This window comes from Planktothrix serta PCC 8927 (assembly GCF_900010725.2).
Taxonomy (GTDB): Bacteria; Cyanobacteriota; Cyanobacteriia; order Cyanobacteriales; family Microcoleaceae; genus Planktothrix; species Planktothrix serta.
The window spans coordinates 85,339-110,143 of sequence record NZ_LR734844.1 but is presented as its reverse complement, the minus strand read 5'-3'; the positions used below and the strand labels follow the sequence as shown (position 1 = coordinate 110,143).

Here is a 24,805-nt window from a genome sequence, read left to right as displayed (position 1 = left end):
CGCGTGTGACCAATCTGTCAGATTTGATGCACTAATACTTTAATTTTATTAACCCTAGCTGAGAGTTACAAATTTATTGCCAATTTCCCACCAAAACAAAGGGGGCCCAGTAATAGGGATCTTGATATTCAGGCTGTTGTAATAGCTTCAACTGGGCTTGACGTAAGGCTTCGGCTTTACTGACTTGTTTCTGGGTTAATTCTTGATAAAATTCTGCCATTAGGGAAGCGGTGGAGGTATCGTTAACCTGCCATAAGGTGGCCAAGGTACTCCGCGCACCTGAACGCACGGCGACACCCGCTAACCCCAAGGCGGCTCGTTGATCTCCGGTTGCGGTTTCACAAGCACTTAAGACTAATAATTCAACGGGGTTTTGTTCACCGCGTTGGCGACTGCGGAGAAAATAATCTAAATCTTTAACATTAATGCGGCTATCCCACGTTAATAAAAATGTATCTTCCGCTTTTGAACTAAATTGTCCGTGAGTGGCTAAATGCACAATCGGAAAGGCGGTTTCTTGAATTTGTTGTTGAACAGCCTCACGGGTAAATTGTTGATTGAATAAAACTTTTGTCGGAATTTTTGCCTGGATTTGTTGAATTTCTGAAGCCACCCCAGGTAAGGCAGAAAATCCTTGGCGGGCTTCACTTAATCCGACGGTTAATGTTTGCAATTGATTCCGGTTTAAAGAACGAGAAGCCAGCAGTTGTAAACCGGGAGTTAGGGCTAGATTATAGTCTTTGATCAGATAGTTCGTGCCATCATAGAGAGCCGCCATCGGCACATTTCGCAGGGAACCATCTAATACAAAAACCAAGGTTTTAATCGAATTATTTTTGAGTTCCTGTTCGGCCGGACGGATTAGCCAGTCGTAAACCTGTTGAGATAATTGTAACCGATCTTTGGTCGAAAAAATCGGTTGAAAGGATTGTCTTAATTGACGAATTGTGGTTTCAACTTGTTCTTGGGAGATTGTGGTAAAATAGTGTTGTAAGGGTTGCCCTGGAAGGGAGAGAATAACTTCTAAGCGATTGGCTAGAATAATCGGATAAATTACGGCAGCTTGGGAATCAATTTGATCAATTTGTTGGCGTTTAATTTCTTGATCTAAACAGGCTTCTTGGAAAAAGTTATCCAGTTCAGCGACTTGCAAGGATTCGATTAGTTCACGGGCTTTTGTGAGGTTTTCTGGACTGGGAGATTGTAAAATTAAATCGACTAATTCTCGATAGACAGGTTCAACACTTTCTCGGAAGGAAAACTGCACATCTTGGTTAATAGCAACTAAGTCTTTTCTTAAGGATTTGAGGGTATTAACAGCTTCTGTATAGGCTGCGATCGCTTCGTCTTTTCGATTTTGTTGTTTCAGGAGTCTTCCCAGTTGCCATTGCCATTGATAGGCAATATCAGAGGCATTAATTGATTGAGCAATCAATAACGCTTTTTCGGTTAAATTTATAGCTTCTAAGGGTTGTTGATTTTGTTCGTAAAATTTGCCTAAACTTCCTAAAACATAAGATTCTGAACGCAGATCTTTCAGGTTTTGAGCATTTTTAATTGCTGTATTAAAAAGAGTAATAATTTCAGGATTATTAGTAGTTAAACCTGAAATCTCTTGAGCTTTAATTAAATAATTTGTAAAATTAACAATTCCATAAACTAAACTACGACTGACAGGAACTTCCGAGAGATAAGACTCAATTTCTGTGGCTATAGCTTCAGCTTCCTGACTTCGTTTTGAGTTAATGAGTAAACTATATTGATTAATTAAAGCTTGCAGTTTTTCTAAAGAATTAGTAGCTGTTTTCGCTGAATTTTGATAATAGCCTAAAGCAATATCTAAATTATTTTGAGTGCGATTTGTATTAGCCAAACTTAAATAGATTTGACTTAGAATTTGAGAATAATTTGAGGTTGTTGCTAATTCTAAACTTTGCTGTAAAACCGTTTGAGAGGTGGTTAAATCTCCCACTTGTCTTAAGGCATTTCCTAAACTTAATAAAGCTGTTGCTTTGGTTAAAGAATCCGGTTGAGATTTTAAAACTTCATTGACTTCTGTTAAAGTATTTAAAGATTGTCGATAGAGTCCTAACGTTTGTAACGCCGTTGCTTGGTTAATTTGATTCGTAATTTTTCCTAACAAATTTCCCGCTTCCGAATAGAGTTTATACGCTTCTCTCCAAGTTTTAATGGCTTGTTCAGGTTGTCCTTTCGTGAGTTCTAACTGACCTTGAATCTCTAAAATTTGAGCCAGAATCAAGGGTTTTTTAGAAAAGGATAACTCGTTAATTAATCCTAAACTTTCCTGTAAGATTTTTTCCGCTTGTTCCCATTGTCCTAATTGTTGTAAAACTAAAGAGAGGTTACTCAATGCGATCGCTTGATTAACACTATCTCCCTGTTGAGAAAACCCTAAAATAGCCTGTTGTAAAACTTCCGTCGCTTGAGCATATTGTCCTTGAGTATAATATTGTTTTCCTTGTTGAAAAAAGATGGCGGGATCAGTTATATTATTCTGAACAATAATTTCCTCGGTCAGAGGTTGAAAGTTGAGAGAAATTAAAGTAAAATTATTGAATAATAAAAGGGGTAAAATCCCTAAATTTATCAAAGCTTTATTTAACATTTTTGACCTTCCTAAATTGGAAAAGAGTTAGCTAGTGCGTGGGCTAAAAACCGCTATAAATATTGAATACCCCCCTTCTTTCTTCGTGTCTTAGCGTCTTTGTGGTTTTACCTTACCCGATAAAAACTGCGATAATAAAATGTCAGGTGGTGCGTGCGCTGCGCTTACGCACCCTACTTTATTTAATTAGACAATCTGCTTTTACCAACCGATAAAGTTGATTTTGATATATAGTACAACAATTCATGGATTGTAACAGGATCGGTTTCTGTTTTCCTTGTAATTCAGTTAAAACTTATTTTAGGGTTGCTGGCAAAATTCTATCTAAGATAATAATTAAAATAATAAAAGAATATGCTATGACATTAGTACAGTGGTCAGACTTGTCGAACCTAGATGCAATGATTCTAGCAATTCCCCATCAAACTTACCAAGACCTTTGCTTAAAACAACTTTTGGGGTATTTAGGAAACAAAGGTATCATAAGGGATGTCAAGTCTGTCCTTAACCCAAATTTAATTCCGTCTCATATTCAATACTAAAGTTTATAGGGGAAAAAATGGCTAATTTATTAGTAACAGGTGCGGCTGGGTTTATTGGATTTCATCTGTGTCAACGATTATTAGACCGAGGAGATACGATTATCGGAATTGATAATCTCAATGATTATTATGATGTCTCCCTCAAACAAGCGCGTTTAGACGAGTTAAATAACCGAGAAGGATTTATATTTAAACGCCTTGATTTTGCCGACCGAGAGGGAATGAATCAGTTATTTACAGAGGGAAATTTTGAACGAGTGGCTCATCTTGGCGCTCAAGCTGGGGTGCGCTATTCTTTAAAAAATCCCTATGCTTATCTTGATAGTAACCTAGTCGGTTTTCTGAATATTTTAGAAGGGTGTCGTCATGCCCAAATTCAACATTTAGTTTATGCTTCTTCCAGTTCGGTTTATGGTGCTAATAAGAAAATACCGTTTTCCGTGGAAGATAATGTAGACTATCCTGTCAGCTTATATGCAGCGACAAAAAAAGCTAATGAATTAATCGCCCATAGCTATAGCCATTTATACAATATTCCCTCAACGGGATTGCGATTTTTTACGGTTTATGGCCCTTGGGGTCGTCCAGATATGGCGCTGTTTATTTTTACCAAAGCCATTCTCGAAGACCAACCCATTGATGTGTTTAATTATGGCAAAATGCAACGAGATTTTACCTATATTGATGATATTGTTGAAGGCGTAATTCGTACCTTAGATAGAATTCCTCAATCGGGTGAAAATCCTCATACAACAGCCCCCTATAAAGTGTATAATATTGGCAATAATCAACCCCTTGAATTGTTGCATTTAATTGAAGTCTTAGAAGCCACATTAGGCAAAAAAGCGATTAAAAATTTTATGCCCATTCAACCGGGAGATGTCCCAATAACTTATGCGGATGTAGATGCTTTAATTCAAGATGTAGACTTTCAACCCAATACTTCAATTGAAGTCGGAGTTAAACGGTTTGTAGAGTGGTATCGTTCTTATTATCAAGTTTAGAAGCAATTAGCCCCAGAAACCGGGTTTCTCCACCTCTAATCTTGATTTCATCCCCTAAATCAGGGTCAGAAACCCGGTTTCTTAAACAATACCTTAGTGACAAGCGTGTCTTTGTGGTTGTTGATTTCCAAAGCGGAAAACCGTACCAAATAGTCTAGTATTTACAACCTGGGGCGGATTGCTCAGTTTATTTACAATTCGTTACGATAGGGTTATGCAAGACCAGAAGTTGTATTGGCTTCTGGATAAATTGAGAGGTCGCCAACATGAATGGCTCTATTCGCGTCGGTAATTTATTTGGAATCCCATTTTATATTAACGTTTCCTGGTTTATTGTTCTGGCATTAATGACGTTAAGTTATGGGGGAAGTTTGGCGGCCCAATTTCCACAATTGGGTTTAGGACTACCCTTTTTATTGGGTTTAATTGCCGCGTTATTCTTATTTGCTTCTGTTTTAGCCCATGAATTAGGCCATAGTTTTGTCGCCATCAAACAAGGAATTAACGTTAAATCCATTACCTTATTTTTGTTTGGTGGATTAGCCAGTTTAGACCAAGAAGCAAAAACACCTGCTGGAGCTTTTTGGATTGCCATTGCTGGGCCGTTAGTCAGTTTATTACTGTTTTTAGGGTTCAGTTTAATGGGCTCTTATTTAACCTTAGCAGCCCCATTAACCGCTTTAATTAATCTCTTAGCTTATGTCAATTTAGCCTTAGCAGTATTTAATTTGATTCCCGGTTTACCCCTCGATGGCGGGAATGTTCTTAAGGCTCTAATTTGGAAAATTACGGGTAATCAATATAAAGGCATTGTATTTGCTAGTCGGGTTGGTCAAGGATTAGGCTGGATTGGTATTTTATTAGGATTTCTACCTGTGTTTATATCCGGTGGCTATCCCAATTTCTGGACAATTTTAATCGGCTGGTTTCTGTTAAGTAATGCCGGAGTTTTAGCTAAGGATGCTACAATCCGTAATCAATTATCCGAATTCACCGCAGAGGATGCTCTAGTCGATGAGAATTCGATTGTTTCTCAAGATATTTCCTTACGAACCTTTGTCAACGATTATATTATTGGAAAAACGGCAAACCGTCAATTTTTAGTCACCAATGAAGTTGGCGAATTAGTCGGTCAAATTAGCGGAGATAACCTCAAACCGATTCCCACCTCTCAATGGCCGTTAATTTCAGTACAAACGGTGATGCAACCTGTGGAATTTTCAACAACTATTGATGCTCAACAACCCCTATTAGAGGTGGTGAATTTATTAGAACAACAACAATTAACTGAAGTCCCCGTTGTTCGCAATGGCGTGTTAGTTGGATTCATTGAAAAAGCATCGATTCGTCGCTTGTTAGAAAAACGTTTGCAAGCTAATCCAGCTTAAACATTCACCCATTTTTCCGTTGTAGGGGCGAGGTTTCCTCGCCCTTTAAATGGGTTTCTAAAGTAACCAAGTGCTATTGGAAAAATCCTCACCTGAAACGGGTTGAGATGGGGAAGAATAGGGACGACGGATTAATTGAGATTTGGCTTTTTCAAGGGGTTTAGATTGGGGAGGTTGGGCTAGGGGTTGGGCTGGCGGTTGTAATGCCGCTTTTAACGATTCATTTTCTTGTTTGAGGGTTTTTAATTCTTCAATTAACTTAGAATTAGCCTCAGATAACTGTAATGCAGCTTCTTGAGCTTGTTTAAATTTCCCTTTTAAATCCGCTTCTTGAATTTCTGTTTTCATCCGATCAATAAATTGATTTTTATCCTCTAATTCAGCTTGTAATTGTAAAAGTTTTTCTTGAAGGGATCGTTCTTGATTTTGAGCCGTTTCTAAAGCCATTTTTAACTCAATAATTTTATCCTCTAAGTCCAGTTTTGCACTATCAACAGATTCATGAGCAGACGAAGCAGAAGATTGAACCCCAATCACACTTTCATCCGGTACAATTTCCACTTCAGCCGTTGAACTTTTTTCAGCTTCCTGCCGTACCATATCGGAAAGACGTTTCCGCGCCATCATTCCTCCCCTTGAGTGAGCATTGATTCCCAAATCATAACGCTAATCGGCCCTGGAGATACAATCAAAAAAAAGGAATCAGAAGAGTTTTGACTCTCCTTGATTCCTGAAAATCTCGATCATCCTAAAGTAGATTAAGGTTCAACAATAACGGGAGTTCCCACTTCCACCTGTTCAAATAAAGCCACAACATCCTCATTCCGCATCCGTACACAGCCATGAGAGGCAGCTTGTCCAATAGAATTGATCGTCGGGGTGCCATGAAACCCAATCACATCTTTTCCATCTGTCCAAAAGCCAATCCAACGCAATCCTAACGCACTATTCGGCCCTGGAGAACGGACTTCTCCCGTCCAGGGATCTTGCCAAACGGGATTTTCAATCTTTTGCATGATTTTAAAACTCCCCGTTGGGGTTTCCCATCCTTCTTTACCAACCGCAACGGGATAACTGGCCACGACTTGTTCTCCTTGATACAGATAAACCCGACGTTGATTTAACCGTAGAATTAGACGTCTTGGTTGTTCTAAGGAGGGCAAAAACAAGCCAGGATCATCCAAGGGGGGAACAACCGGGTTAAGGTTTTGAGTGGGAAGGATAGGAACAACCGTAGAAGACGCAGAACTGACTGTTTCCGATGAAATAGGCGTTTGTGCCTTCAAGGGTTGTCCTAATAAGAATAAAGTGGCTAGGCTAATACCAGCAGCGATAAAAGATTGAGATAAAAATTGAGTGCTGACTCTGGCGGTCATATTGAACTCCTCACTTAGAAATATTTAAAGATAGTCGGGAACAGGAGCAAAAGAAAGGTGTGGAGAACAGACAGTCAACAGTTGTAGGGGCAAGATTTCCCCACCCGTAACAATTAACCATCTATATCCTAAGTTTAGGCAATTTTTATAATGTACCCTAAAAAATAGGACTAGGCAAACCTGAAACAGTTCCAAAAGTTTCGCAACAATCAAGAAACCGGGTTTCTCAACCTCCCCTTTTAATTTTATTTCTTATACTGGGATCAAAAATCCGGTATCTGAATGATTCAATGATCAGAAACCGGGTTTCTGCTTAGAGATTGTTGGTGAAAACCAGATATCTTGAAGAAACCCGGTTTCTCAAGTCTTATGTTTTAGGGAAATCTACTATTCCACTCCTAAAACATAACTATGGGGCAAATGAATAATTTGGTCTTGATATTCACCTTCAAAAGATACCTCTGCTAAGAAAATCAACTCATCAACATTCTGGCCTATAGTTAACTTAACATTGAGAAGAAAAATGCCTGGTATATGACGACCTTCGTTGATGTGATCTATCAAGTGGACAGGCATAGATTTACGGTTATTCGTCACTAATATAAAATTATACTCCTCGCACCAAAGTAAAATTTCTGGATCTAAAGTACCTCTAGGGGGACAGTGGGGTTCACCCACCGCCCAAACGATTAAATCAGACTCAATTTTACTTAATCCCACTTTGTAGCTCAGATCTACATTTTCATCCAGCAAATATTTTAAAGGCATTATGCTTTCTCAACAAGATCTCTTTCGGCTCTTAGTTTTCTCAAGCGAATAGCAGAAGGGGATGGGTTAAGTTCTTGTGCTTTAAGTTGCTGATGACTCCACTCCAACCAATCAGCAATGTAGTTACTAACGGCCTCTTTATTGTGTAGATAATAAAGGATAGTTGCATAAACTTGTTCCAAGTTAAGAGATGGATAAGTTTGAGCAATTTGTTCGGGAGTACGAGCGCGATGAATAAAATCATAGAGGATGGTTTCAATGCCGATTCGCGTCCCTTTGACCCGAATATCATCGGGTCGCTGAAAGTCAAAATAGTCTTCCAGTTGCATCGGTGAATACTCCTATTTTAAAGGGGTCGAAATTGACTGACTAATATTATATCATGTCAAAAGCAGAACAGCTATCAATGATTTGCAAATAGTAACGAAGGAGGAAAAATTACCGCTCGTCAAATCGAACAAATTAGAGCGATCGCCGAACAATACGACATAGGAACCTGCTTGCAATGTGCGGCTGCAATTAAATCATATTTAGTAATAACATCACAGAAAAAAAAAGGTAGTATGATTAGTTTTTCTGACCTTTTACCCGAAATCAAAAAAAGACCGACACTCTATTTAAGTCGGTACTCAATCTTTGATTTTCAATCCTTCTATTACGGCTACGATTTTGCCAGCAATCAACTCGGATTACCAAAATCGGAAAAAGACCAAGAATTTGAACAGTTTTTATCAGGGTTAAGAGAGAGATATAAAATAGAAACTACCCAATCCTGGGCAAATCTCATCCTCTTTCATTCTGTAGATGAAAGAGATGCACTGGATCGGCTGTTTGACTTGTGGGAAAAATTCCAGAAGTGCGATCACGCCAGTGTAGCGGAGCAAGATCACAACCCAATTACATCAGTAGTTAGTTGAAAAATTTGATATGACCTTGTGCGATCGCACTCTCCTAAAAACAGCTTGATTCAAAAACTCGGTTTTTAATGGAAATGCGATCGCCAATACCATCAATTTACTTTTTCTTGGGTTGCAATTGCTGTAAAGCAGCTTGGGTTTTCTTGACGCCTTCAGTATTGCCTTGTTGCTGATAAAGTTCTAAGGCTTTTTGGAAAGAAGCGATCGCTTGTTGCTCCCGATTTCCTCGCCCTTTAAGAGCCAGTCCCATATTAAAATGGGCAGAGGCATTATCGGGGTTATTTTCAATCACCCGACGATAACTAATAATCGCCCCAACATAATCTTCTTGGGTCAGTTGCAGTTCACCTAGGGCTGCATTCGCCTCCATTAGAGTTGGTTTTAAAGCTAAAGCCCGTTGATAGGCTTGACTAGCAGCATCAAAGTTCTCTTCCGCCTTAAAAATTTCAGCGATTTGGAATTGAACATCTCCATCACGGGGTGCGAGTTGGGCGGCACGTTCAAAGGCGGTTATACTCCCATTGCGATCGCCATATTTCATTAAAGCCGCCCCTAATTTAATCTGAATACTTGCCTCATTGGGAGCGATCATCGCTGCTTGTTGTAGCACTTCTAAAGCTTTCATCACATTTTCCTGCTTTAGAAATGCCATTCCCATAGAAGAATAAGCTTGCCAATTGCGCGGATCAAGGGTGAGAATCGTTTGATAAGCTCGAATTGCCCCGGCATAGTCTCCTTTGCGGAATAGGGTTGCTGCTAATCCTTGATGGGCTTGAATATTATCTCGTTTGAGCATAGTAGCCCGACGATAGGCATCCGCAGCCCCATCATACTGTTGTAAATTGGCTAAACTAAACCCTAAACCATACTGAAAATCAGCATTATTGGGGTCAAGGATTAAGGCATTTTGATAATATTGAGCCGCAACTTGGAAATTACCGCGTAAGGCTTCTAAATAGGCAATTCCAGAATAAATCTTAGCGTTTCTCGGATCTAAAGAAACCGCTTGGGTATAGGTTTTAATCGCATTTTCCAGATCTCCAGCATCCACCAACTTTCGACCCTGTTCTAACAAATCATTAAGCTGTTTGTTAGCTTGGGGGTTGGCTTGAGCTACAATTTCCGTAGCTTGAGCAATTTGTGGTGTGGTCATGGCAATTACGGCCATTAATACACGACTAACTAATAATTGAGTTCGATTTGACACGGCCTATATTGTGTGAGAAGTTGAGCGAGTCTGTCACATTTTGGTGTTGACGGTTGGCGGTTGACGATTTACTGTTGATGGCCAACTGTTAACCGTTAACCAACACCGGGTGCTGGAAATGATCCTGACATAATTCGGGCCATTTGTGAAGAGATCCGCTTATTCCTGTGTTTTTGACCCTACCTCAGCGTTATAGCAGGGAACAGGGAACAGGGAACAGGGAACACCGGAGGAAAAGACAGGTGTACGGTCTAGCTTTCAGCATCACTCTTTGTCCTAATAGGTCTGGCGACTGCTATATGACAGATGAAGAAATCGTATTAACTATCAATAAAGCGTTTTATCGAGCCTTTGAAAAACAGGATATAGAGGCTATGAGTGCAGTTTGGTCAAAGGGAACCGCTTCTATTTGCATTCACCCTGGACGGAAAGCTGTTAAGGGATGGGTGGCGATTCAAGCGTCCTGGGAGCTAATTTTTAAAGCGACTCAATATTTGGAAATTGAAACCGAGATTATATCAACTGAAATTAATGGAGATATCGCTTATGTTGTTTTAATAGAAAATGTCATGCAAATTGTCGGTCGCCGTCGCTTACAAGCAACCTCAATGGCAACGAATATTTATACTCGGATGGCGAATCAATGGTATTTAATTCATCATCACGGTAGTCCCATTATTTAATTCATCTATGCGATCGCCCCAACCTCGAAAACAATTCGCCCAACATTGGTTACGCAGCGAAAAAGCTTTAAGTAAAATTGTTAAATCTGCATTGTTAACTCCGTCGGATTGTTTGTTAGAAATTGGCCCCGGAACCGGAATTTTAACCACGCAATTGCTATCGGTGGCTAAATCTGTTGTTGCGGTTGAAATTGATACGGATTTATGCAAAAACCTGGTTAAAAGATTTGGTGATCGGGATAATTTCCTATTATTACAAGGCGATATTCTCACCTTAGATATTGACGGTCAATTAGAGGATTTTCCCAATTTCCAAAATCCGAATAAAGTCGTTGCCAATATTCCCTATAATATTACTGGGCCGATTGTTGAACAATTATTAGGAACTATTGCTGAACCTAACCCTAACCCCTTTGAATTAATTGTCCTGTTAGTCCAAAAAGAAGTCGCCCAACGCATCACCGCCCATGCGGGGTCTAAAACCTTTGGGGCGTTATCAGTTCGCGTCCAATATCTCGCCGACTGCGACTATATCTGTGATGTTGCAGCTAAAGCCTTTTATCCCCCGCCTAAAGTCGATTCTGCGGTGATTCGTTTGCGTCCCCGTGCCATTGCCCATCCTGCCTCAAACCCCCCCTATTTGGAAACGTTACTCAAATTAGGATTCTCCAGTAAACGCAAAATGTTAAGAAATAACTTACAAAGTGTGGTTAGTCGAGATCAATTAACCCAATTACTGGAACAATTAGAGATTAATCCCCAAGTTCGCGCCGAAGACCTCAGCGTTGAACAATGGGTCAATTTAACGAATCTTCTGGAAGCAACGGATTTAGTCACAGATTAAAAGAGTCTGTGTATTTCTTGTTTCCTGTCTTTTGTCTCCTGACTTCTGAATAAAAATGCGTTCCTATTCTTTAATTGCTCCGGCAAAAATTAACCTCTACTTAGAAATTATAGGCGATCGCCCCGATGGATATCACGAATTGGCGATGGTACTGCAAAGTATTAGTTTAGCCGATCAAATTGAGATTCAATCGATTGGAATTGATACCATTAGTGTCCGGTGTGCTCATGCAGAAGTTCCCAATGATCAAACCAATTTAGCTTATCGCGCAGCCGCGTTATTAGCCCAACAATTCCCCGATGCTATGGCACAATTTGGGGGTGTGGAAATTAATATCAAAAAAAATATTCCCATCGCCGCCGGGTTAGCCGGAGGTTCAACGGATGCAGCGGCGGTTTTAGTCGGTTTAGATTTAATCTGGCAATTAGGCTTAACTCAAAGTGAATTAGAAGAATTAGCTGCCCAAATTGGTTCCGATGTTCCCTTTTGTCTACAAGGAGGAACTGCCTTAGCAACGGGACGGGGTGAACAACTTTCTCCCCTAACAAATTTAGATCATTTGTATGTAGTTTTAGCCAAATATCGGAACTTGGGAATTTCGACGATTTGGGCTTATAAAAGCTATCGTCAACAGTTTAGCGATACCTACATTTCAGAAGCCAAAGATTTACAAACTCGTCAACACCGAGTCCATTCTGGGCCGATGGTTTCTGCGATTATGCACCGAGATAGTACAGAAATTGGTAAATTATTGCATAATGATTTGGAGAAAGTAGCCTTACCCGAATATCCCCAAGTCTTACAACTGCGAGAGGCTTTTGAGTCTCAAAATGTTCTGGGAACGATGATGTCCGGTTCGGGGCCAACGGTGTTCGCCTTAACCGCATCTGAAGCCGAAGCCTTACGGGTTTTAGAAGCTGTAAAAACCCAAATGGCAAGCCCGGAATTAGAGTTTTGGACAGCAAAATTTGTCTCTACTGGTATTCGTTTAATACAATCATAAACTATGACTGAACCGACTCCTAAAACGCCTCAAACTTCCTCTCAAACGGATTCCATTAAGTTATTCCGTTGTATTACCAATGGGTTAATGTATGGGGGAATTGCCTTTATTTTTTATAAAATGACCCAGAGCATGGCTGAAAAATTTGCCAACAAACCCATACAATCGGAGAATTTTACCGTTATCCAAATGTCAACAACAGTCCGTACCCTTGTTGTGGGTGTATTTACCATGGGAACGGTTTTGTTTAGTTTTCTCTCGGTGGGATTAATAATATTAGCAATATACGTTAGTATTCAACGGTTAATGAAACTCAACGCTCCCTCATCCGATGGATAGAAAATACACAATATTAACCTCGTTTCTAGGTTCTAATTAGAAATATTGATATCTTAAAAATAGTAAATCATTAAAGGCTTTTCAGGAATAAATCGGGATTGAAAGGGTTCTTTTTTCCCGAATCCTTTAAAGTTAGAAATATTTAGAGGAATTTCTAAGGGCTTGAGATCGGTTACTTCCCAAAAAATAGCCGAATCTAGGACATCATTGGCAGCCGTTGCTGGACGATATTTCATACCTTGAGGATGGCGACCTCGGCGCGAGTCTACATGACCAATATATAATGCTTGCCATGTTACTTTAGGAATAAAGGAACGATTTTCTTGCAGTGACGCATAAATAAAAACCTTCACAACTCGATCATTGCGATCTTGGTCAAGTTTACGAAAAATCTCAAATTCTTGAGTACCAAACGCTACTTTTCCTTCCTGTTCACACACATCTTGAGCCGAAAGCAAATGAATTTCTGGTACAGGAGCAAGAATTGAAAAATTACGGGTCGCCAATTTTACGGTAGAATCGTTCATCAGAATCCTGAGCAATATAGGATAATTAAATTATCTCATCTTTAGGCAGGAAAAAACAGGGAACCGGAAGTAGAAATAGTAACTTCTGGGTTTTTAGAGGTTTTAAAAAATAGAATAAAAAACAAAAAATAGCAATTTGTGAAATTTTTTGGGGGTTGAGGAGTGGATGAATCCGTCAGTTATTGTTGAAAAATGCGATCGCAAACGCCTTGCAGTTTCTTCACCTTGGAAGCCTCAAATGTTCATGGAGTGTTTAAGTGAAACCCGTTGAGATAATTCTTTCATGGCTTGGTCTGTACTTAAGAAAATGTGATCGCGTCCTAATTTATCCACAAACCCGACTTTTTCTAATTGATCAAAAACAGGGCCTTTGACTTCACAGAGATAAAATTCAATCCCCATGCCGTTTAAATCCTCAATTAGACGTTGTAGCGTTTCTAAAGCACTACCATCAATTAAGTTAATTCCACTACAAACTAATAATAAATGTTCAACTTCTTTCTGTTTAGTAACTACTTTTAATAAACAGTTTTCTAAATATCGGGTATTGACAAAGTATAAGCTTTCATCGACTCTCACTGCCACAATATGAGAGCAAGTTGTCACCGGATAGCGTAAAATATTGCGGAAGTGTTCTGTATTTCCCACTCGTCCCACAATGGCAATATGGGGTTTACTGGTACGAGCTAAATGTAATAGCAGAGAAATCAACACCCCAATAATAATTCCTTGTTGTGCACTGCTGAACAGAACAGCAACAAACGTACCGCACCAAGTAATTGCATCCAGCTTATTATATTGCCATAACCGTTTTAGGGTGGAAAAGTCGAGGAGATTGCCAACGGCTACTAAAATAATCGCGGCTAAACTGGTTTGAGGTAAATAATAGAATAACGGAGTGAAAAGCACAACTGTTAACATCAGAAATAACGCTGTAATTACTGATGCTAATCCTGTGTTTGCACCTGCTGAAAAGTTAACAACAGAACGACTTAATCCCCCAGTTATGGGATAGCCTCCGGTGAATGCGGCGGTTATATTCGAGGCTCCCAGGGCAATTAATTCTTGATTAGCTTCAACTTTTTTTCGTTTTTTACTCGCTAAAAATTGACCCACAGAAAAGGCTTCCATGAAGCCGACTAAACTAATGGCTAAGGCAGAAGTTCCTAATAATTGAATACTGTTTAAATCAAAATTAGGTAGGGTAAAAGGGGGAAATCCTTTCGGGATGTCTCCGACCACTTTCACCCCAAATAATTGATCTAAATGAAATAATCCCACGACTAGGGAACTACCAATTACCAATATTAATGGCCCACTTTTGGTAAGGGTAATAATCAAAGATTCCTGAATCTTTTTAGATTGGAGATATTCTCCTAAACCCAGATTAAAATATAATAATATTCCTAAACTGATAATTCCTAATGCCAAGGTTATCCCGTTGAGATGAGGACTTTCTTTAAAAATAGCGATAACGGTACTTACAAAAGATTCGGTTTGAGGAATTTTAATTCCTAAAAGATGCTTAACTTGGCTAAATCCAATCAGAATCGCCGCCGCACTAATAAACCCAGAAATCACCGCTTGACTGAGGAAATTTGCTACAAATCCTAACCGGAAAATCCCGATCAACAGTTCAATAATTCCTACCATTAAGGCTAAGGTTAACGCATATCCCCAATATTCCGGTGTGTTTTCTGAAGCCATCGCACTAACAGCCGTTGCCACCATCAAAGAATCGACCGCTACCGGAGCTACAGACAGCATGGAAGCGGTTCCTAAACAGGCATAAACAATCTGAGGAAAAATACTGGCATAGAGTCCCACTTCAGGGGGTAAACCTGCCAGCATTGCATAGGCCATTCCTTGGGGAATTAACAAACTAGCGACAATAATTCCGGCGGTTAAATCTCCAGCTAAATCTTCTCGTTTGTAATTGAATCCCCAGTTTAAAATTGGAAAATATTGCCTCATTGTTCCCCAGTTAAACACGCTGATTATAGGGTAATTTTGCTAATAATTGTGCCATAGCGCAAGTATTAGTAATCCCTGCAAACAGTAATCCTGCTCCCACAAATCCACTTAAAAATAGGAAATTGGGAGAAATAAATGCTCCGAGTAAGGTTCCAATTAAGACTAATGAGCCAGCAACCATTTGTACCTGGCGCATAATACTAATAGGAGCATTTTTATTAACAATTGTGGGATATCCCGCTTGTTTCCAAGCATTTAATCCGCCTTGTAGGTGCATAACTTCTTCAAACCCAGCCGCTAATAATTTTTGAGCCGCTTGACCACTGCGGTTGCTGCTTTGACAATAAAGAACAAAGGGTTTTGAGCCGTTAATGGGTAAATTAACAGGGTCAAAGGTAGATAAGGGACTTAAAATTGACCCTGGAATATTTTCTCCGGCGTGTTCAGAAGGTTCTCGAACATCAATCAATGTAATTTGGTCTTGCTCCAGCCATTGTTTTAAAGTTTGGGCATCAATAGCTTTCAATCGATCTGTGAGAGAGTTAATCATCTTTTCATAGATTGTAATGGAATCGGAAATAATCAATATTAATGTTTTTGATCATCACCTCCTGACCGGGGAGATCTAAGCCAGTTTGAAACCGAGTTTTAAACAGGAGAACAGCAGCGATCAAACTAATATTGACTGCTGCTATTTTGGGGAATCCTTTCTGACTTAAGATGGTTCATTTAAAATTTTGCTTCACCCCGACCGTAGCTTTAGGCTTTATTTCCACAAAGTTGATTAGCGGGAACCGCTTCGGCAATTTTTTTAGGATTGGGTAAATTGAGATTACTCATCATTTCAATAAAGCTATCTCGATTATACCCGACAAAACGGGGATTAAATTGTTTTTCTTCTACAATTGTCGAAACCGTTCGTCCTTTATAGTCATGACCGGGATAGACTGCGGTTTGATCGGCAAGGGTAAATAATTTTTGAGTAATATGATCGTAGAGTAATCCAGCATTTCCACTTTGGAAATCCGTGCGTCCACAACCTCGAATTAATAAAGAATCCCCAGTTAATACCCGATCGCCATTGACTAAATAAGCGACATGACTATCCGTATGTCCCAAGGTTGTGATGGCTTGAATTTTAACCGTCCCGATCTCTAAGATTTCTCCATCTTTAATAAACCGATCCGCACAATTGGCGGTGGCGTTTTCAGGAACGACCCCCAGACATCCGGTTAGTTGTCGTAGTTTCCCGGTTCCAGTGACGTGATCCGCGTGAATATGGGTTTCCAAACAATAACGCAAGGTCAGTCCTAATTCTTGCAACAAGGTGGAGTCTCGTTCCACTTGCTCTAACACAGGATCGACTAAAACCGCCTCTTGGGTGGCTTCATCGGCAATCAGATAGGTATAGGTACTGGTTTCCGGGTCGAAAAGTTGGCGAAAGAGCATGATTTTTCAATCCTTTAGCGATAGGGATCAACGATAAAACTATACTACCATATAGTTTTATAAAAATAAATAATTATAAAAAAATCGTAAAATACCTTGACAATCATATAACTAAATGGCAATATATAAATACCTGCTTATTTATTTTTCAACTTCTAGGACTTACATACGGCTTCAGCCGAGAAAGTACGTCCAGAAATTCATCTTTCGCAGGTTTCAGCACTTATAAATATGGAGAATTCATCCCATGACAACAACTGTCACCCTACCTCCAGAGGGTGTGTGGTCACGCTTTTGTAATTGGATTACCACTACAGAGAATCATCTGTATCTGGGGGGAGTTGGGATCTTAATGATGCTGCTCTTCCAGTATGCTTTCTTGAACAATGCTCATTCCTGGAATTTTGTTTTAGCCACAGATCTTGTGGTGGGAATTGGGTTTGCGGTTTTAGGTCTGAACACAATCGGATTCAACCTGAATGGGTTTCACTTCAATGGTTCTGGGGATAACAGAGGTCGCGTGATCGATACCTGGGATGATGAACCGTACTAACCTTGGCCTTGAAGTGATCTATAGAACCGAATACCCATAAGTTTCCTTCGGATTTAGCCGTCGGGTCTATGGAGTCCATTGCTTTCGTCGCAGCCGCGATTGATGGCTAAATTTTAATTGCTTCTAACGGCGTTTTATTCTCTTTTGAATTCTGGCTTTTTCCTATTTTAGAAAGTCTGTTTTTCTCTTGTAAATAAACTATAATGGGAGTAGTCTCTAACTTAAATACGATGGAAAATACCCTTCCTCTCGATAATCCGTCTTTGTCTCGTCGTCAACTGCTGAATTTTCTGACAGGTGCTGCTGTAGCTGCAACGGCTGGAAGTGCCCTTTATCCCGTTTCTAAATATTTTATCGGCCCCGATGAAAGCGGAGAAGGTGGAGCAATTTTAGCGAAGGATATCTTGGGAAATCCGATTCCTGCCAGCCAAATTTTAGCAGAAGTCCCTGGAAGCCGTGCTTTAGTTGCTGGGTTAGCAGGAGAACCAACTTATTTAACTGTGCTAGAAAATAGCAGCTTAAATCCGATCGGAATCGTCGATAATTGCACCCATTTAGGTTGTACCTTTCCTTGGAATCCGGTTGATCAAGAATTTCAATGTCCTTGCCATGGTTCTCGCTATAGTGCCGATGGTTCGGTATTGCGAGGGCCAGCACCTTTGCCTTTGAAATTAGTTCATGTTGCTATTAAAGAGAATCGGATTTGGCTTTCTCCTTGGACAGAATTAGATCCCCGTACAGAAGCAAAACCTTGGTGGGTTTAACAACAATAACAACGGTCTAAAATTATGTTTCAAAGTGTGACGGAATCCCTAGCAATTGGGAATTTGTCTTCTCCAGAAGAACTGCAAGAAATTGCTCAAAAAGGGTACAGTACCGTGATTGATTTATGTACTCCAACCGAGGACAAACAATTGAATGCGGAGGAGGTTCAAAAATTGGGATTCAATTATATTAGTATTCCGGTTTCTCCCCAAAACCTCAACCCAGAAGTGTTGAAAACCTTTAGTGAAAAGGTAAATACAGCATCTCAACCTATTTATATCCGTTGTGCATCAGGTTTACGCGCCGGAGTGTTCACCTTGCTAATCTTAGCTGATCAGCTAAATTGGACTGAAGAGGAATATTTACAACGTCACCAAGAGTTGGGATTAGAACACAAACCGAACTGTCCAATTAAAGCCTTTTCGGAAGAAAATTTCGCGGGTTGAAAATCTTAATCAACCTAGAAATAGAGGCAATTTATAAGCAACATTTTGTGGCAGCTTATCACAAATTGCCTCTAAAATGCTTAATTTTTGAGGATTTAAGCGATCTGCTGAACCGATTATTTTGATCAAAATCCGGTGATATGCAGTTGAGTCCAAATTGATATTTTACGTTGGATACTTTAGGCAAAACGATGCGAAAATTTTTATTATTATTTTTGCTAATTTGGCTGTTAATTTCTCCAGTATTACTTTTCAACCCTCTGCCAGCATTAGCAGCAAATTCTAATCCGGTGATTACTGAATTTCTGCAAGGGATTCCGCCCGGATATTACGCCCTGATGAAAATTGAGGATCTCCAAAGTCTAATGCAAGAGGATAATCCGGTCTTAATTGATGTTCGAGAACCATCGGAATATGCTTTGGGTCATATTCCCAGTGCCATCAATATTCCCTTAAGATCATTAACCCAAAATCTCGATCAGATTCCTCAAGATCGTCCTGTGATTCTTTATTGTACAACGGGTTATCGGACGGCAATGGGAGTCATGGCTTTAGAACTATTAGGATATGAGAATGTCCGGGGATTTCCGCCTAGTATTAAAGGATGGAAAGCCGCAGGACAACCCTTAGAAATAGGGCTTTAATTCAGGTCGGATAGACAATCCTTTAATCCAAAAACAATCCTTCTTACACAACAACACTAGACATGATCACTTCAACTGTAGAATCGGCTCAAACCTCGAATCCAATCACAACTCCAACTGTTACTCAAACAGTACATCATCAAATTGTGATTATCGGAGGAGGTGCAGCCGGAATTACTACGGCTTCTCTGTTATTTCATAATAATCATTCTCTCGATATTGCCATTGTTGAACCTTCCGATCAACACTATTATCAACCAGGTTGGACATTAACCGGGGGCGGTGTATTTAAAATTCAAGATACCCTGAGAAATCAACGGGATGTTATTCCTTACGGTGCTACTTGGATCAAAGATAAAGTGATTCACTTAGACCCGGATCACAATCGAGTTCTGACTCAAACAGGTATCCAAATTGAATATGATTATTTAATTGTTTGTCCGGGAATTCAGATTGATTGGCATCTGATCGAAGGACTCAAAGAATCTTTAGGAAAAGATGGCGTTACCACGAATTATTCTCCCCGTTATGCACCCTATACTTGGGAACTAATTCGCAATTTTCAAGGGGGAAATGCTTTATTTACCTTTCCGAATACCCCGATTAAATGTGGCGGTGCGCCTCAAAAAGTGATGTATATGGCGGATGATATTTTCCGCAGTAAATGGGGAGTCCGTCAACGGACAAACGTTATGTTTCTTTCCTCTTTAAATAAGCTGTTTACTGTGCCTGAATATTCTAATCTTTTAGATAATATTGTTCAGGAAAGAAATATTAAAGTTCAGTTTCGGCATAATTTAAAAGCAATTAAAGCGGAAACAAAGACAGCAATTTTTGAGATTTTAGATGACAAGTCCAACGTCATTGATCAAGTCAGCTATCCCTATGACATGATCCATGTTGCACCGCCTCAAAGTGCTCCAGACTTTATTAAACGCAGTCCTTTAGCTGTCCCTAATAATCCCTATGGTTGGGTGGATGTTGATAGTTATACCCTCCAACATAAGCGATATCCTAATATTTTTAGTTTAGGAGATGCCTCATCTCTACCCACCTCTAAAACCTCCGCCGCCATTCGCAAACAAGCCCCCATTGCCGCTAAAAATCTACTTTGTTTAATCGCATCAAAACCTTTATTGAGTCAATATGACGGTTATACTTGTTGCCCGTTAATTACAGGTTATAACCGAACGATTATGGCAGAATTTAATGGTTATAATGCTAAACCCTTATCCAGTTTCCCTCTAAATCCGCTCAAGGAACGATCAATTATGTGGACAATGAAAGTCACCGCTTTACCCTGGATTTATTGGAATCGAATGCTCAAAGGAGAACGATTTGAGGGGGAGTATATTAAATTTATGCAGTGGAAACCTTAACTTTTCCCGCAAGGGTATGTAAACCTAAGCATACACACCCTTGATTTTAATCCTCTAGATTGATCAACACGACAAATCATCCCTAAATCAGGGATAATTTGTCGTCGAAATTTTTTAAGAAAATTAGATCTAATAACGATTTTTTTTAGATAACAACCCTTGACAAAATAACGAAATTCTCATAAAATTTAATAGTCAGGTCTCAAAACCGAATTCAGTTGTCACTGATTGATCTGATTCGTCTTAAGAAGTGTTCTATTCCTAAAATTCTGGTGTAGGAGCAGGTTGATCTTAGTCCCTGGTTATGCCATATCTGATTGATATTGATAAATCTACTCCTACCTTCCTTCACTTCTGAATTAAGTACATTTACTGATTGACTTTTTGGCTTATTTATATAACCATATAATTATATAAATACAGAACCAAATTAAATAAACTCGGTACTAAAATTGGAGGGGTTGACCAATGGGCAAGTTAGTTGACGAGCTCAAACGAGATATTCAATATCAGCATGGGATGAATGCCTGCCTGAACTGTGGTATTTGTACTGCGGTTTGTCCAGCAGCAGAGTTTTATGATTACTCTCCCAGAGAGGTGATGAACATTTGCCAAACCGAAGATGAAGATTGGCTTGTGGAGTTACTTAAATCCGATAAAATCTGGTTTTGCGGACAATGTTTTTCCTGTAAACCCAGATGTCCCAGAGGTAACAGCACCGCCGACGTAATTCTCGCCTTGCGTCGTCTTTCCGTTCGTCATGGTTACTTTGCTGAGTCAGAAAAAGGCAGACAGCAATTGTTTGCCAAGCGAGTATTTGGGGAAAATATGCTCAAACGAGGTTATACCTTAGTAGCAGAAAATATTACCCCTGAACATTTCCCCGAACTCGGAGAAAACTGGGAATACTATTACGAACATAAAGAGGAAATGCGGGAATGGTGGGGTGTTCCAATGGACTTGGAAAATAGTGCAGGTTCCCATCGAGTCATTCCCGAAAAAGACATGGATGAATTGCGGGCAATTTATCAAGCAACAGGGGCAATTGAGTTAATGGATGCTGTAGAAAAAGGCATGGAAAAGAAACTCGGTAGCAAAAAAGAAGTTGAAAAGTATTGGGAAAATTGGGTAGAAACTGCTGATAGCAGAAACTACGAAATGGATGAAAATAAATAAGGATAAAGATCATGCAGATAGTTAATGATTTTAGTAGTGTAAATAGCAGTCTGGATGCCACCGAGACAGAAGGACTTATCTATATGCGCGAAGAAGAAAAACTAGCGCATGATGTCTATATTACCCTGTATGAACAGTGGGGATTGTCTATTTTTAATAACATCGCTAATAGCGAAGATCGTCATGAAAATAAGATAGAAACCCTGCTCAATAACTATCAGATTGAAGATCCAGTTGGTGATAACCCCATCGGTGTTTTTGTCAATCCAGATTTACAACAATTGTACAATAATCTGATAGCGCAAGGGAGTCAATCCCTAACGGAAGCCTTGAAGGTTGGAGTGTTGATTGAGGAGACTGATATTGCAGATTTACAAGAACGAATTGCCCAAACAGATAACGCCGACATTCAACAGGTGTACGAACAGCTTTTGAGTGGATCGAATAGTCATCTGAGTGCATTTACTTCAAACTTGACTGGCGAAACCGTTAATACTAACTCCTCTAATGATTTAACGAATCAGATTCAGGAAACAACAATAAATGACCCTCTAACTGGGGGAGGAAGTTATCAAAACTTAGCTAGTAATAGCGGGGGTACTAACTCAGGATATACCGCCAATTTTATCTTAGGTTCGTCGAGTCAAATTAACAGCACTGGGTTATCAGCAGTTGAGCAGAGTTATCTGAATATTGATAATAGTTTTACTGCTGATATAGGAGGTATCAGTAACTTATCTACAAACGACTTGCTGACGAACTTTTCTTCCACTCAAGATCCGATGGCTGCTCTTGCTCTAATGCGGACAATAGCCACAATATGAGAGGGGTAATTTTCGGGGTTAATTCCTGAATTAGCAGCAATCACAAATTCCAAATTGACATCAATAAATAAGGAAAAAACACAATGAAAGTAGCCAGAGAAAATATAGTTTGGGAAAAACACCAAAAGCACGTTCCCACCGTAGACGAACCCGGTGGTAAATTATGGGGATGCTTCCGCAGTTGTTTTCTGCAAAGTGCCGCTCCTTATACCGAAGGCATTGCTTATAAAATCTTAAAAAATGATTTAGGGATGGACTTGCGGGAATCACCTGGACATACTTCTTGTGGGGCAATTGGCTATCACGGAGATGTCACAAACATCGAAACCCAAATGGTAGTAGCCGCGCGAAATTTTTCCGTAGCTCATCATGAATTAGGGGTTGATAATCTGTTTTCATTTTGTGTGACTTCCTTTGCGAATTACACCGAAATGATTAAACTCTGGGAAGAAGAACCAGAATTGCGAGAATACACCGAAAAAACATTAAAAGAAACCACAGGTCGTGAGTTTTGGGTTCCCCATGTTTCCGGTGGCAGACCTTCTGTAGTTCATGCTTCCGATGTTTTCTATGCTAACCGATATAAATTAGCAGAAAAAGCTAAATATAGCCTCAAGGGAATTAAAGCCGTTGATCATATTGGATGCCACTATGGAAAAATCTTTCCAGGTGAGGCGATGGGTGGAACAGAATTTCCCCAAGTTTTAGTCGGGTTACTAGAAGCTTTTGGTGCGGAAATTGTTGATTATCCAGAACGTCGGCATTGCTGCGGTATGGGTTTCCGTCAATGTGCGTTTCCAGAAAACCGAGACTATACCGCCAGCAGCGTTTATAAGAAAATGAAAAGTCTTAAAGAAGCGCACCCTGATTGTAATTTAATTCTGACTAATTGTCCCGGTTGTACGGTGTTTTTAGATGCCGAACAAGGAACGATTAAAGAAGTTTTAGAAGAAGAGTTTAATGTCAGCGTTCTGGACTACGCACAATTGACCGGGTTAATGTTAGGCTATGACCCGTTTAAAGATTGCGGACTGAATGCTAAGGCGGTTGAAGTTGAGCCGTTGCTAGATAAAATCGGCATTCCCTACGATCAATCTAAAACGGCTGAACAACGCAGAAAACCGTTTTAGATTCCCCCTAACCCTGCTTAAAAAGGGGAAGAAGATCCCCCCTAACCCCCCTTAAAAAGGGGGGAAAAGACACTCAAAGTTCCCTTAAAAAGGGGGATTTAGGGGGATCTCTTAAGACTCAGGTATAACGTTTGAAAAGTAAAAATATTACAGGATAAAGAAATGAACAAAAAAGTAGTTGTAATTGGTGGTGGGCCTGCGGGACTGGCGGGAGCCGGAAAACTTCAAGACTTTGGTTATGATGTCGTTTTAATTGAGAAACAAGCGGAAATTGGCGGACATTTAAACAAGTGGTATAAAGTCTTTCCTGACTTTACCGATGCTTCAGAAATTACCGCCAATCTTAAAGCAGGTTTAGGGAATACCCGAATTTTAAATAATACTACAGTAACTGAAATTCAAGGTTCTGCCCCTAATTTTCAAGTGACGACATCGACCGGAGAAAAAATTGAGGCGGCGGCAATTTTAGTTTCCACTGGATATAAGCATTTTGATGCAACTTTGAAAGAAGAATACGGCTACGGAATTTATGATAATTGCATCAATTCAGTAGAACTCGATGCCATGCTGAAGGCAAAAACGGTGAAAACCAAAGATGGGAAACTGCCGAAAAAAGTGGCAATGATTCACTGTGTTGGTTCTCGTGATGAGAAGGTGAATAATAATTACTGTTCCCGCGTCTGCTGTACCAATGCTATTAAAGTCGCCATCGAGGTAAAAGAACAAAATCCCGATTGTGAAATTTACTGTCTTTATATGGATATTCGGGTATTTGGTCGCGGTTATGAGGAACTATACCGAACTTCTCAAGAACAGTTTGGAGTGCAGTTTCTTCGAGGACGACTTTCTGAAGCGAGCGAGAAAAAAGATGGCAGTTTATTATTGCGGTTAGAAGATACTTTAACCGCAAAACCGATGCGATTAACTGTTGATTTGTTAGTTTTAATGGTGGGAATGGAAGGGAATCCAGAATTAGCAGAAATTGCGGGTTTAAGCTTGGGTTGCGATCGCTTTTATGCCACTGCTCATCTGCAATATTCTAACAATCATTCTGCTCGATCCGGTATTTTTCTCGCCGGGGCAGCAACGGGGCCAAAAGCGATTATGGAATCGATTACCGATGGTCGATCTGCTGCGGCAGAAATTGCCAGTTTTGTAGCCAGTCATTCCGCTAATTTGGAATCAAATCTCAATGGACAATCTGTAACAGAAATGGCAGCATCCCTGAAGTAAATGAGGTA

Annotated in this window: 26 protein-coding genes; 16 read left to right on the top strand and 10 right to left on the bottom strand. The window is 39.8% G+C overall.

Annotation, left to right across the window (positions count from 1 at the left end):
- Positions 1–73 precede the first annotated feature (73 nt).
- Complete coding sequence (locus PL8927_RS05625) at positions 74–2,626, bottom strand: CHAT domain-containing protein (protein WP_083618466.1); 2,553 nt, start codon at positions 2,624–2,626, stop codon at positions 74–76.
- Between the two features lie 559 nt (positions 2,627–3,185).
- Here PL8927_RS05625 and PL8927_RS05620 point away from each other — a divergent pair.
- The gene (locus PL8927_RS05620) at positions 3,186–4,172 is read left to right on the top strand and encodes an NAD-dependent epimerase (RefSeq protein ID WP_083618462.1); all 987 of its coding nucleotides are present in this window, start codon (positions 3,186–3,188) and stop codon (positions 4,170–4,172) included.
- 266 nt (positions 4,173–4,438) lie between these two features.
- Positions 4,439–5,560: a site-2 protease family protein gene (locus PL8927_RS05615; RefSeq protein ID WP_083618460.1), complete on the top strand. Its 1,122-nt coding sequence runs from the start codon at positions 4,439–4,441 to the stop codon at positions 5,558–5,560.
- Positions 5,561–5,617: 57 nt separating this feature from the next.
- Here the strand turns inward: PL8927_RS05615 and PL8927_RS05610 are convergent, their stop codons facing one another.
- The 4 genes from PL8927_RS05610 to PL8927_RS05595 form a co-directional block, all read right to left on the bottom strand.
- The gene (locus tag PL8927_RS05610) at positions 5,618–6,184 is read right to left on the bottom strand and encodes a hypothetical protein (protein WP_083618457.1); all 567 of its coding nucleotides are present in this window, start codon (positions 6,182–6,184) and stop codon (positions 5,618–5,620) included.
- Positions 6,185–6,318: 134 nt separating this feature from the next.
- Entirely contained in the window at positions 6,319–6,936 is a 618-nt protein-coding gene (locus PL8927_RS05605) for a L,D-transpeptidase (protein WP_083618455.1), read from the bottom strand.
- A gap of 387 nt (positions 6,937–7,323) precedes the next feature.
- Entirely contained in the window at positions 7,324–7,704 is a 381-nt protein-coding gene (locus PL8927_RS05600) for a DUF5615 family PIN-like protein (protein ID WP_083618453.1), read from the bottom strand.
- Complete coding sequence (locus tag PL8927_RS05595) at positions 7,704–8,033, bottom strand: DUF433 domain-containing protein (protein WP_083618452.1); 330 nt, start codon at positions 8,031–8,033, stop codon at positions 7,704–7,706. The genes PL8927_RS05600 and PL8927_RS05595 overlap by 1 nt, the downstream gene beginning before the upstream one ends.
- Positions 8,034–8,267: 234 nt before the next feature.
- On the opposite strand from PL8927_RS05595, the gene PL8927_RS05590 reads away from it, so the two are divergent.
- The gene (locus PL8927_RS05590) at positions 8,268–8,621 is read left to right on the top strand and encodes a hypothetical protein (RefSeq protein ID WP_231505920.1); all 354 of its coding nucleotides are present in this window, start codon (positions 8,268–8,270) and stop codon (positions 8,619–8,621) included.
- Between the two features lie 97 nt (positions 8,622–8,718).
- Here the strand turns inward: PL8927_RS05590 and PL8927_RS05585 are convergent, their stop codons facing one another.
- Positions 8,719–9,828 carry a tetratricopeptide repeat protein gene (locus PL8927_RS05585; protein WP_156093104.1) on the bottom strand — a complete coding sequence of 370 codons (1,110 nt, stop codon included), beginning with the start codon at positions 9,826–9,828 and terminating at the stop codon, positions 8,719–8,721.
- 299 nt (positions 9,829–10,127) lie between these two features.
- On the opposite strand from PL8927_RS05585, the gene PL8927_RS05580 reads away from it, so the two are divergent.
- From PL8927_RS05580 to PL8927_RS05565, 4 genes are read left to right on the top strand one after another with little or no spacing between them, the layout of a single operon-like run.
- Complete coding sequence (locus PL8927_RS05580; RefSeq protein WP_083618450.1) at positions 10,128–10,511, top strand: nuclear transport factor 2 family protein; 384 nt, start codon at positions 10,128–10,130, stop codon at positions 10,509–10,511.
- 7 nt (positions 10,512–10,518) lie between these two features.
- Positions 10,519–11,355, top strand: coding sequence for a 16S rRNA (adenine(1518)-N(6)/adenine(1519)-N(6))-dimethyltransferase RsmA (gene rsmA / locus PL8927_RS05575; protein ID WP_083618448.1), 837 nt, complete (start codon positions 10,519–10,521; stop codon positions 11,353–11,355).
- A 55-nt stretch (positions 11,356–11,410) separates the two neighbouring features.
- Positions 11,411–12,358 (top strand): 4-(cytidine 5'-diphospho)-2-C-methyl-D-erythritol kinase, encoded by a 948-nt coding sequence (ispE, locus tag PL8927_RS05570; protein ID WP_083618446.1) that lies wholly within the window; start codon positions 11,411–11,413, stop codon positions 12,356–12,358.
- 3 nt (positions 12,359–12,361) lie between these two features.
- Positions 12,362–12,697, top strand: coding sequence for a DUF3082 domain-containing protein (locus PL8927_RS05565; protein ID WP_083618443.1), 336 nt, complete (start codon positions 12,362–12,364; stop codon positions 12,695–12,697).
- Positions 12,698–12,750: 53 nt separating this feature from the next.
- Here PL8927_RS05565 and PL8927_RS05560 read toward each other — a convergent pair whose 3' ends face one another.
- The 4 genes from PL8927_RS05560 to PL8927_RS05545 all read right to left on the bottom strand — a co-directional run bounded on the left by PL8927_RS05560 (position 12,751) and on the right by PL8927_RS05545 (position 16,647).
- Positions 12,751–13,224: a hypothetical protein gene (locus PL8927_RS05560; protein WP_083618440.1), complete on the bottom strand. Its 474-nt coding sequence runs from the start codon at positions 13,222–13,224 to the stop codon at positions 12,751–12,753.
- 234 nt (positions 13,225–13,458) lie between these two features.
- Positions 13,459–15,198 (bottom strand): SulP family inorganic anion transporter, encoded by a 1,740-nt coding sequence (locus PL8927_RS05555; RefSeq protein ID WP_083618438.1) that lies wholly within the window; start codon positions 15,196–15,198, stop codon positions 13,459–13,461.
- A 10-nt stretch (positions 15,199–15,208) separates the two neighbouring features.
- Positions 15,209–15,748 (bottom strand): rhodanese-like domain-containing protein, encoded by a 540-nt coding sequence (locus tag PL8927_RS05550; RefSeq protein ID WP_083618818.1) that lies wholly within the window; start codon positions 15,746–15,748, stop codon positions 15,209–15,211.
- A gap of 209 nt (positions 15,749–15,957) precedes the next feature.
- Positions 15,958–16,647 (bottom strand): MBL fold metallo-hydrolase, encoded by a 690-nt coding sequence (locus PL8927_RS05545; RefSeq protein ID WP_083618436.1) that lies wholly within the window; start codon positions 16,645–16,647, stop codon positions 15,958–15,960.
- Positions 16,648–16,894: 247 nt separating this feature from the next.
- Between PL8927_RS05545 and PL8927_RS05540 the strand changes: the two genes are divergently transcribed.
- The 9 genes from PL8927_RS05540 (at position 16,895) to PL8927_RS05500 (ending at position 24,797) form a co-directional block, all read left to right on the top strand.
- Entirely contained in the window at positions 16,895–17,200 is a 306-nt protein-coding gene (locus tag PL8927_RS05540) for a hypothetical protein (protein ID WP_083618434.1), read from the top strand.
- Positions 17,201–17,430: 230 nt separating this feature from the next.
- Positions 17,431–17,964 (top strand): cytochrome b6-f complex iron-sulfur subunit, encoded by a 534-nt coding sequence (petC, locus tag PL8927_RS05535; protein WP_083618432.1) that lies wholly within the window; start codon positions 17,431–17,433, stop codon positions 17,962–17,964.
- 24 nt (positions 17,965–17,988) lie between these two features.
- Positions 17,989–18,411: a beta-lactamase hydrolase domain-containing protein gene (locus PL8927_RS05530; RefSeq protein WP_083618429.1), complete on the top strand. Its 423-nt coding sequence runs from the start codon at positions 17,989–17,991 to the stop codon at positions 18,409–18,411.
- A gap of 191 nt (positions 18,412–18,602) precedes the next feature.
- Positions 18,603–19,055, top strand: coding sequence for a rhodanese-like domain-containing protein (locus tag PL8927_RS05525; protein WP_083618817.1), 453 nt, complete (start codon positions 18,603–18,605; stop codon positions 19,053–19,055).
- 62 nt (positions 19,056–19,117) lie between these two features.
- Positions 19,118–20,434, top strand: a complete 1,317-nt coding sequence (locus tag PL8927_RS05520) for an NAD(P)/FAD-dependent oxidoreductase (RefSeq protein ID WP_156093103.1) — start codon at positions 19,118–19,120, stop codon at positions 20,432–20,434.
- Positions 20,435–20,902: 468 nt separating this feature from the next.
- Positions 20,903–21,610, top strand: a complete 708-nt coding sequence (locus PL8927_RS05515) for a 4Fe-4S dicluster domain-containing protein (protein ID WP_083618427.1) — start codon at positions 20,903–20,905, stop codon at positions 21,608–21,610.
- A gap of 11 nt (positions 21,611–21,621) precedes the next feature.
- Positions 21,622–22,434 carry a DUF2202 domain-containing protein gene (locus tag PL8927_RS05510; protein ID WP_083618425.1) on the top strand — a complete coding sequence of 271 codons (813 nt, stop codon included), beginning with the start codon at positions 21,622–21,624 and terminating at the stop codon, positions 22,432–22,434.
- Positions 22,435–22,517: 83 nt separating this feature from the next.
- Positions 22,518–23,564, top strand: a complete 1,047-nt coding sequence (locus PL8927_RS05505) for a CoB--CoM heterodisulfide reductase iron-sulfur subunit B family protein (RefSeq protein WP_083618423.1) — start codon at positions 22,518–22,520, stop codon at positions 23,562–23,564.
- 162 nt (positions 23,565–23,726) lie between these two features.
- Positions 23,727–24,797, top strand: coding sequence for an FAD-dependent oxidoreductase (locus tag PL8927_RS05500; protein WP_083618421.1), 1,071 nt, complete (start codon positions 23,727–23,729; stop codon positions 24,795–24,797).
- Positions 24,798–24,805: the final 8 nt, after the last annotated feature.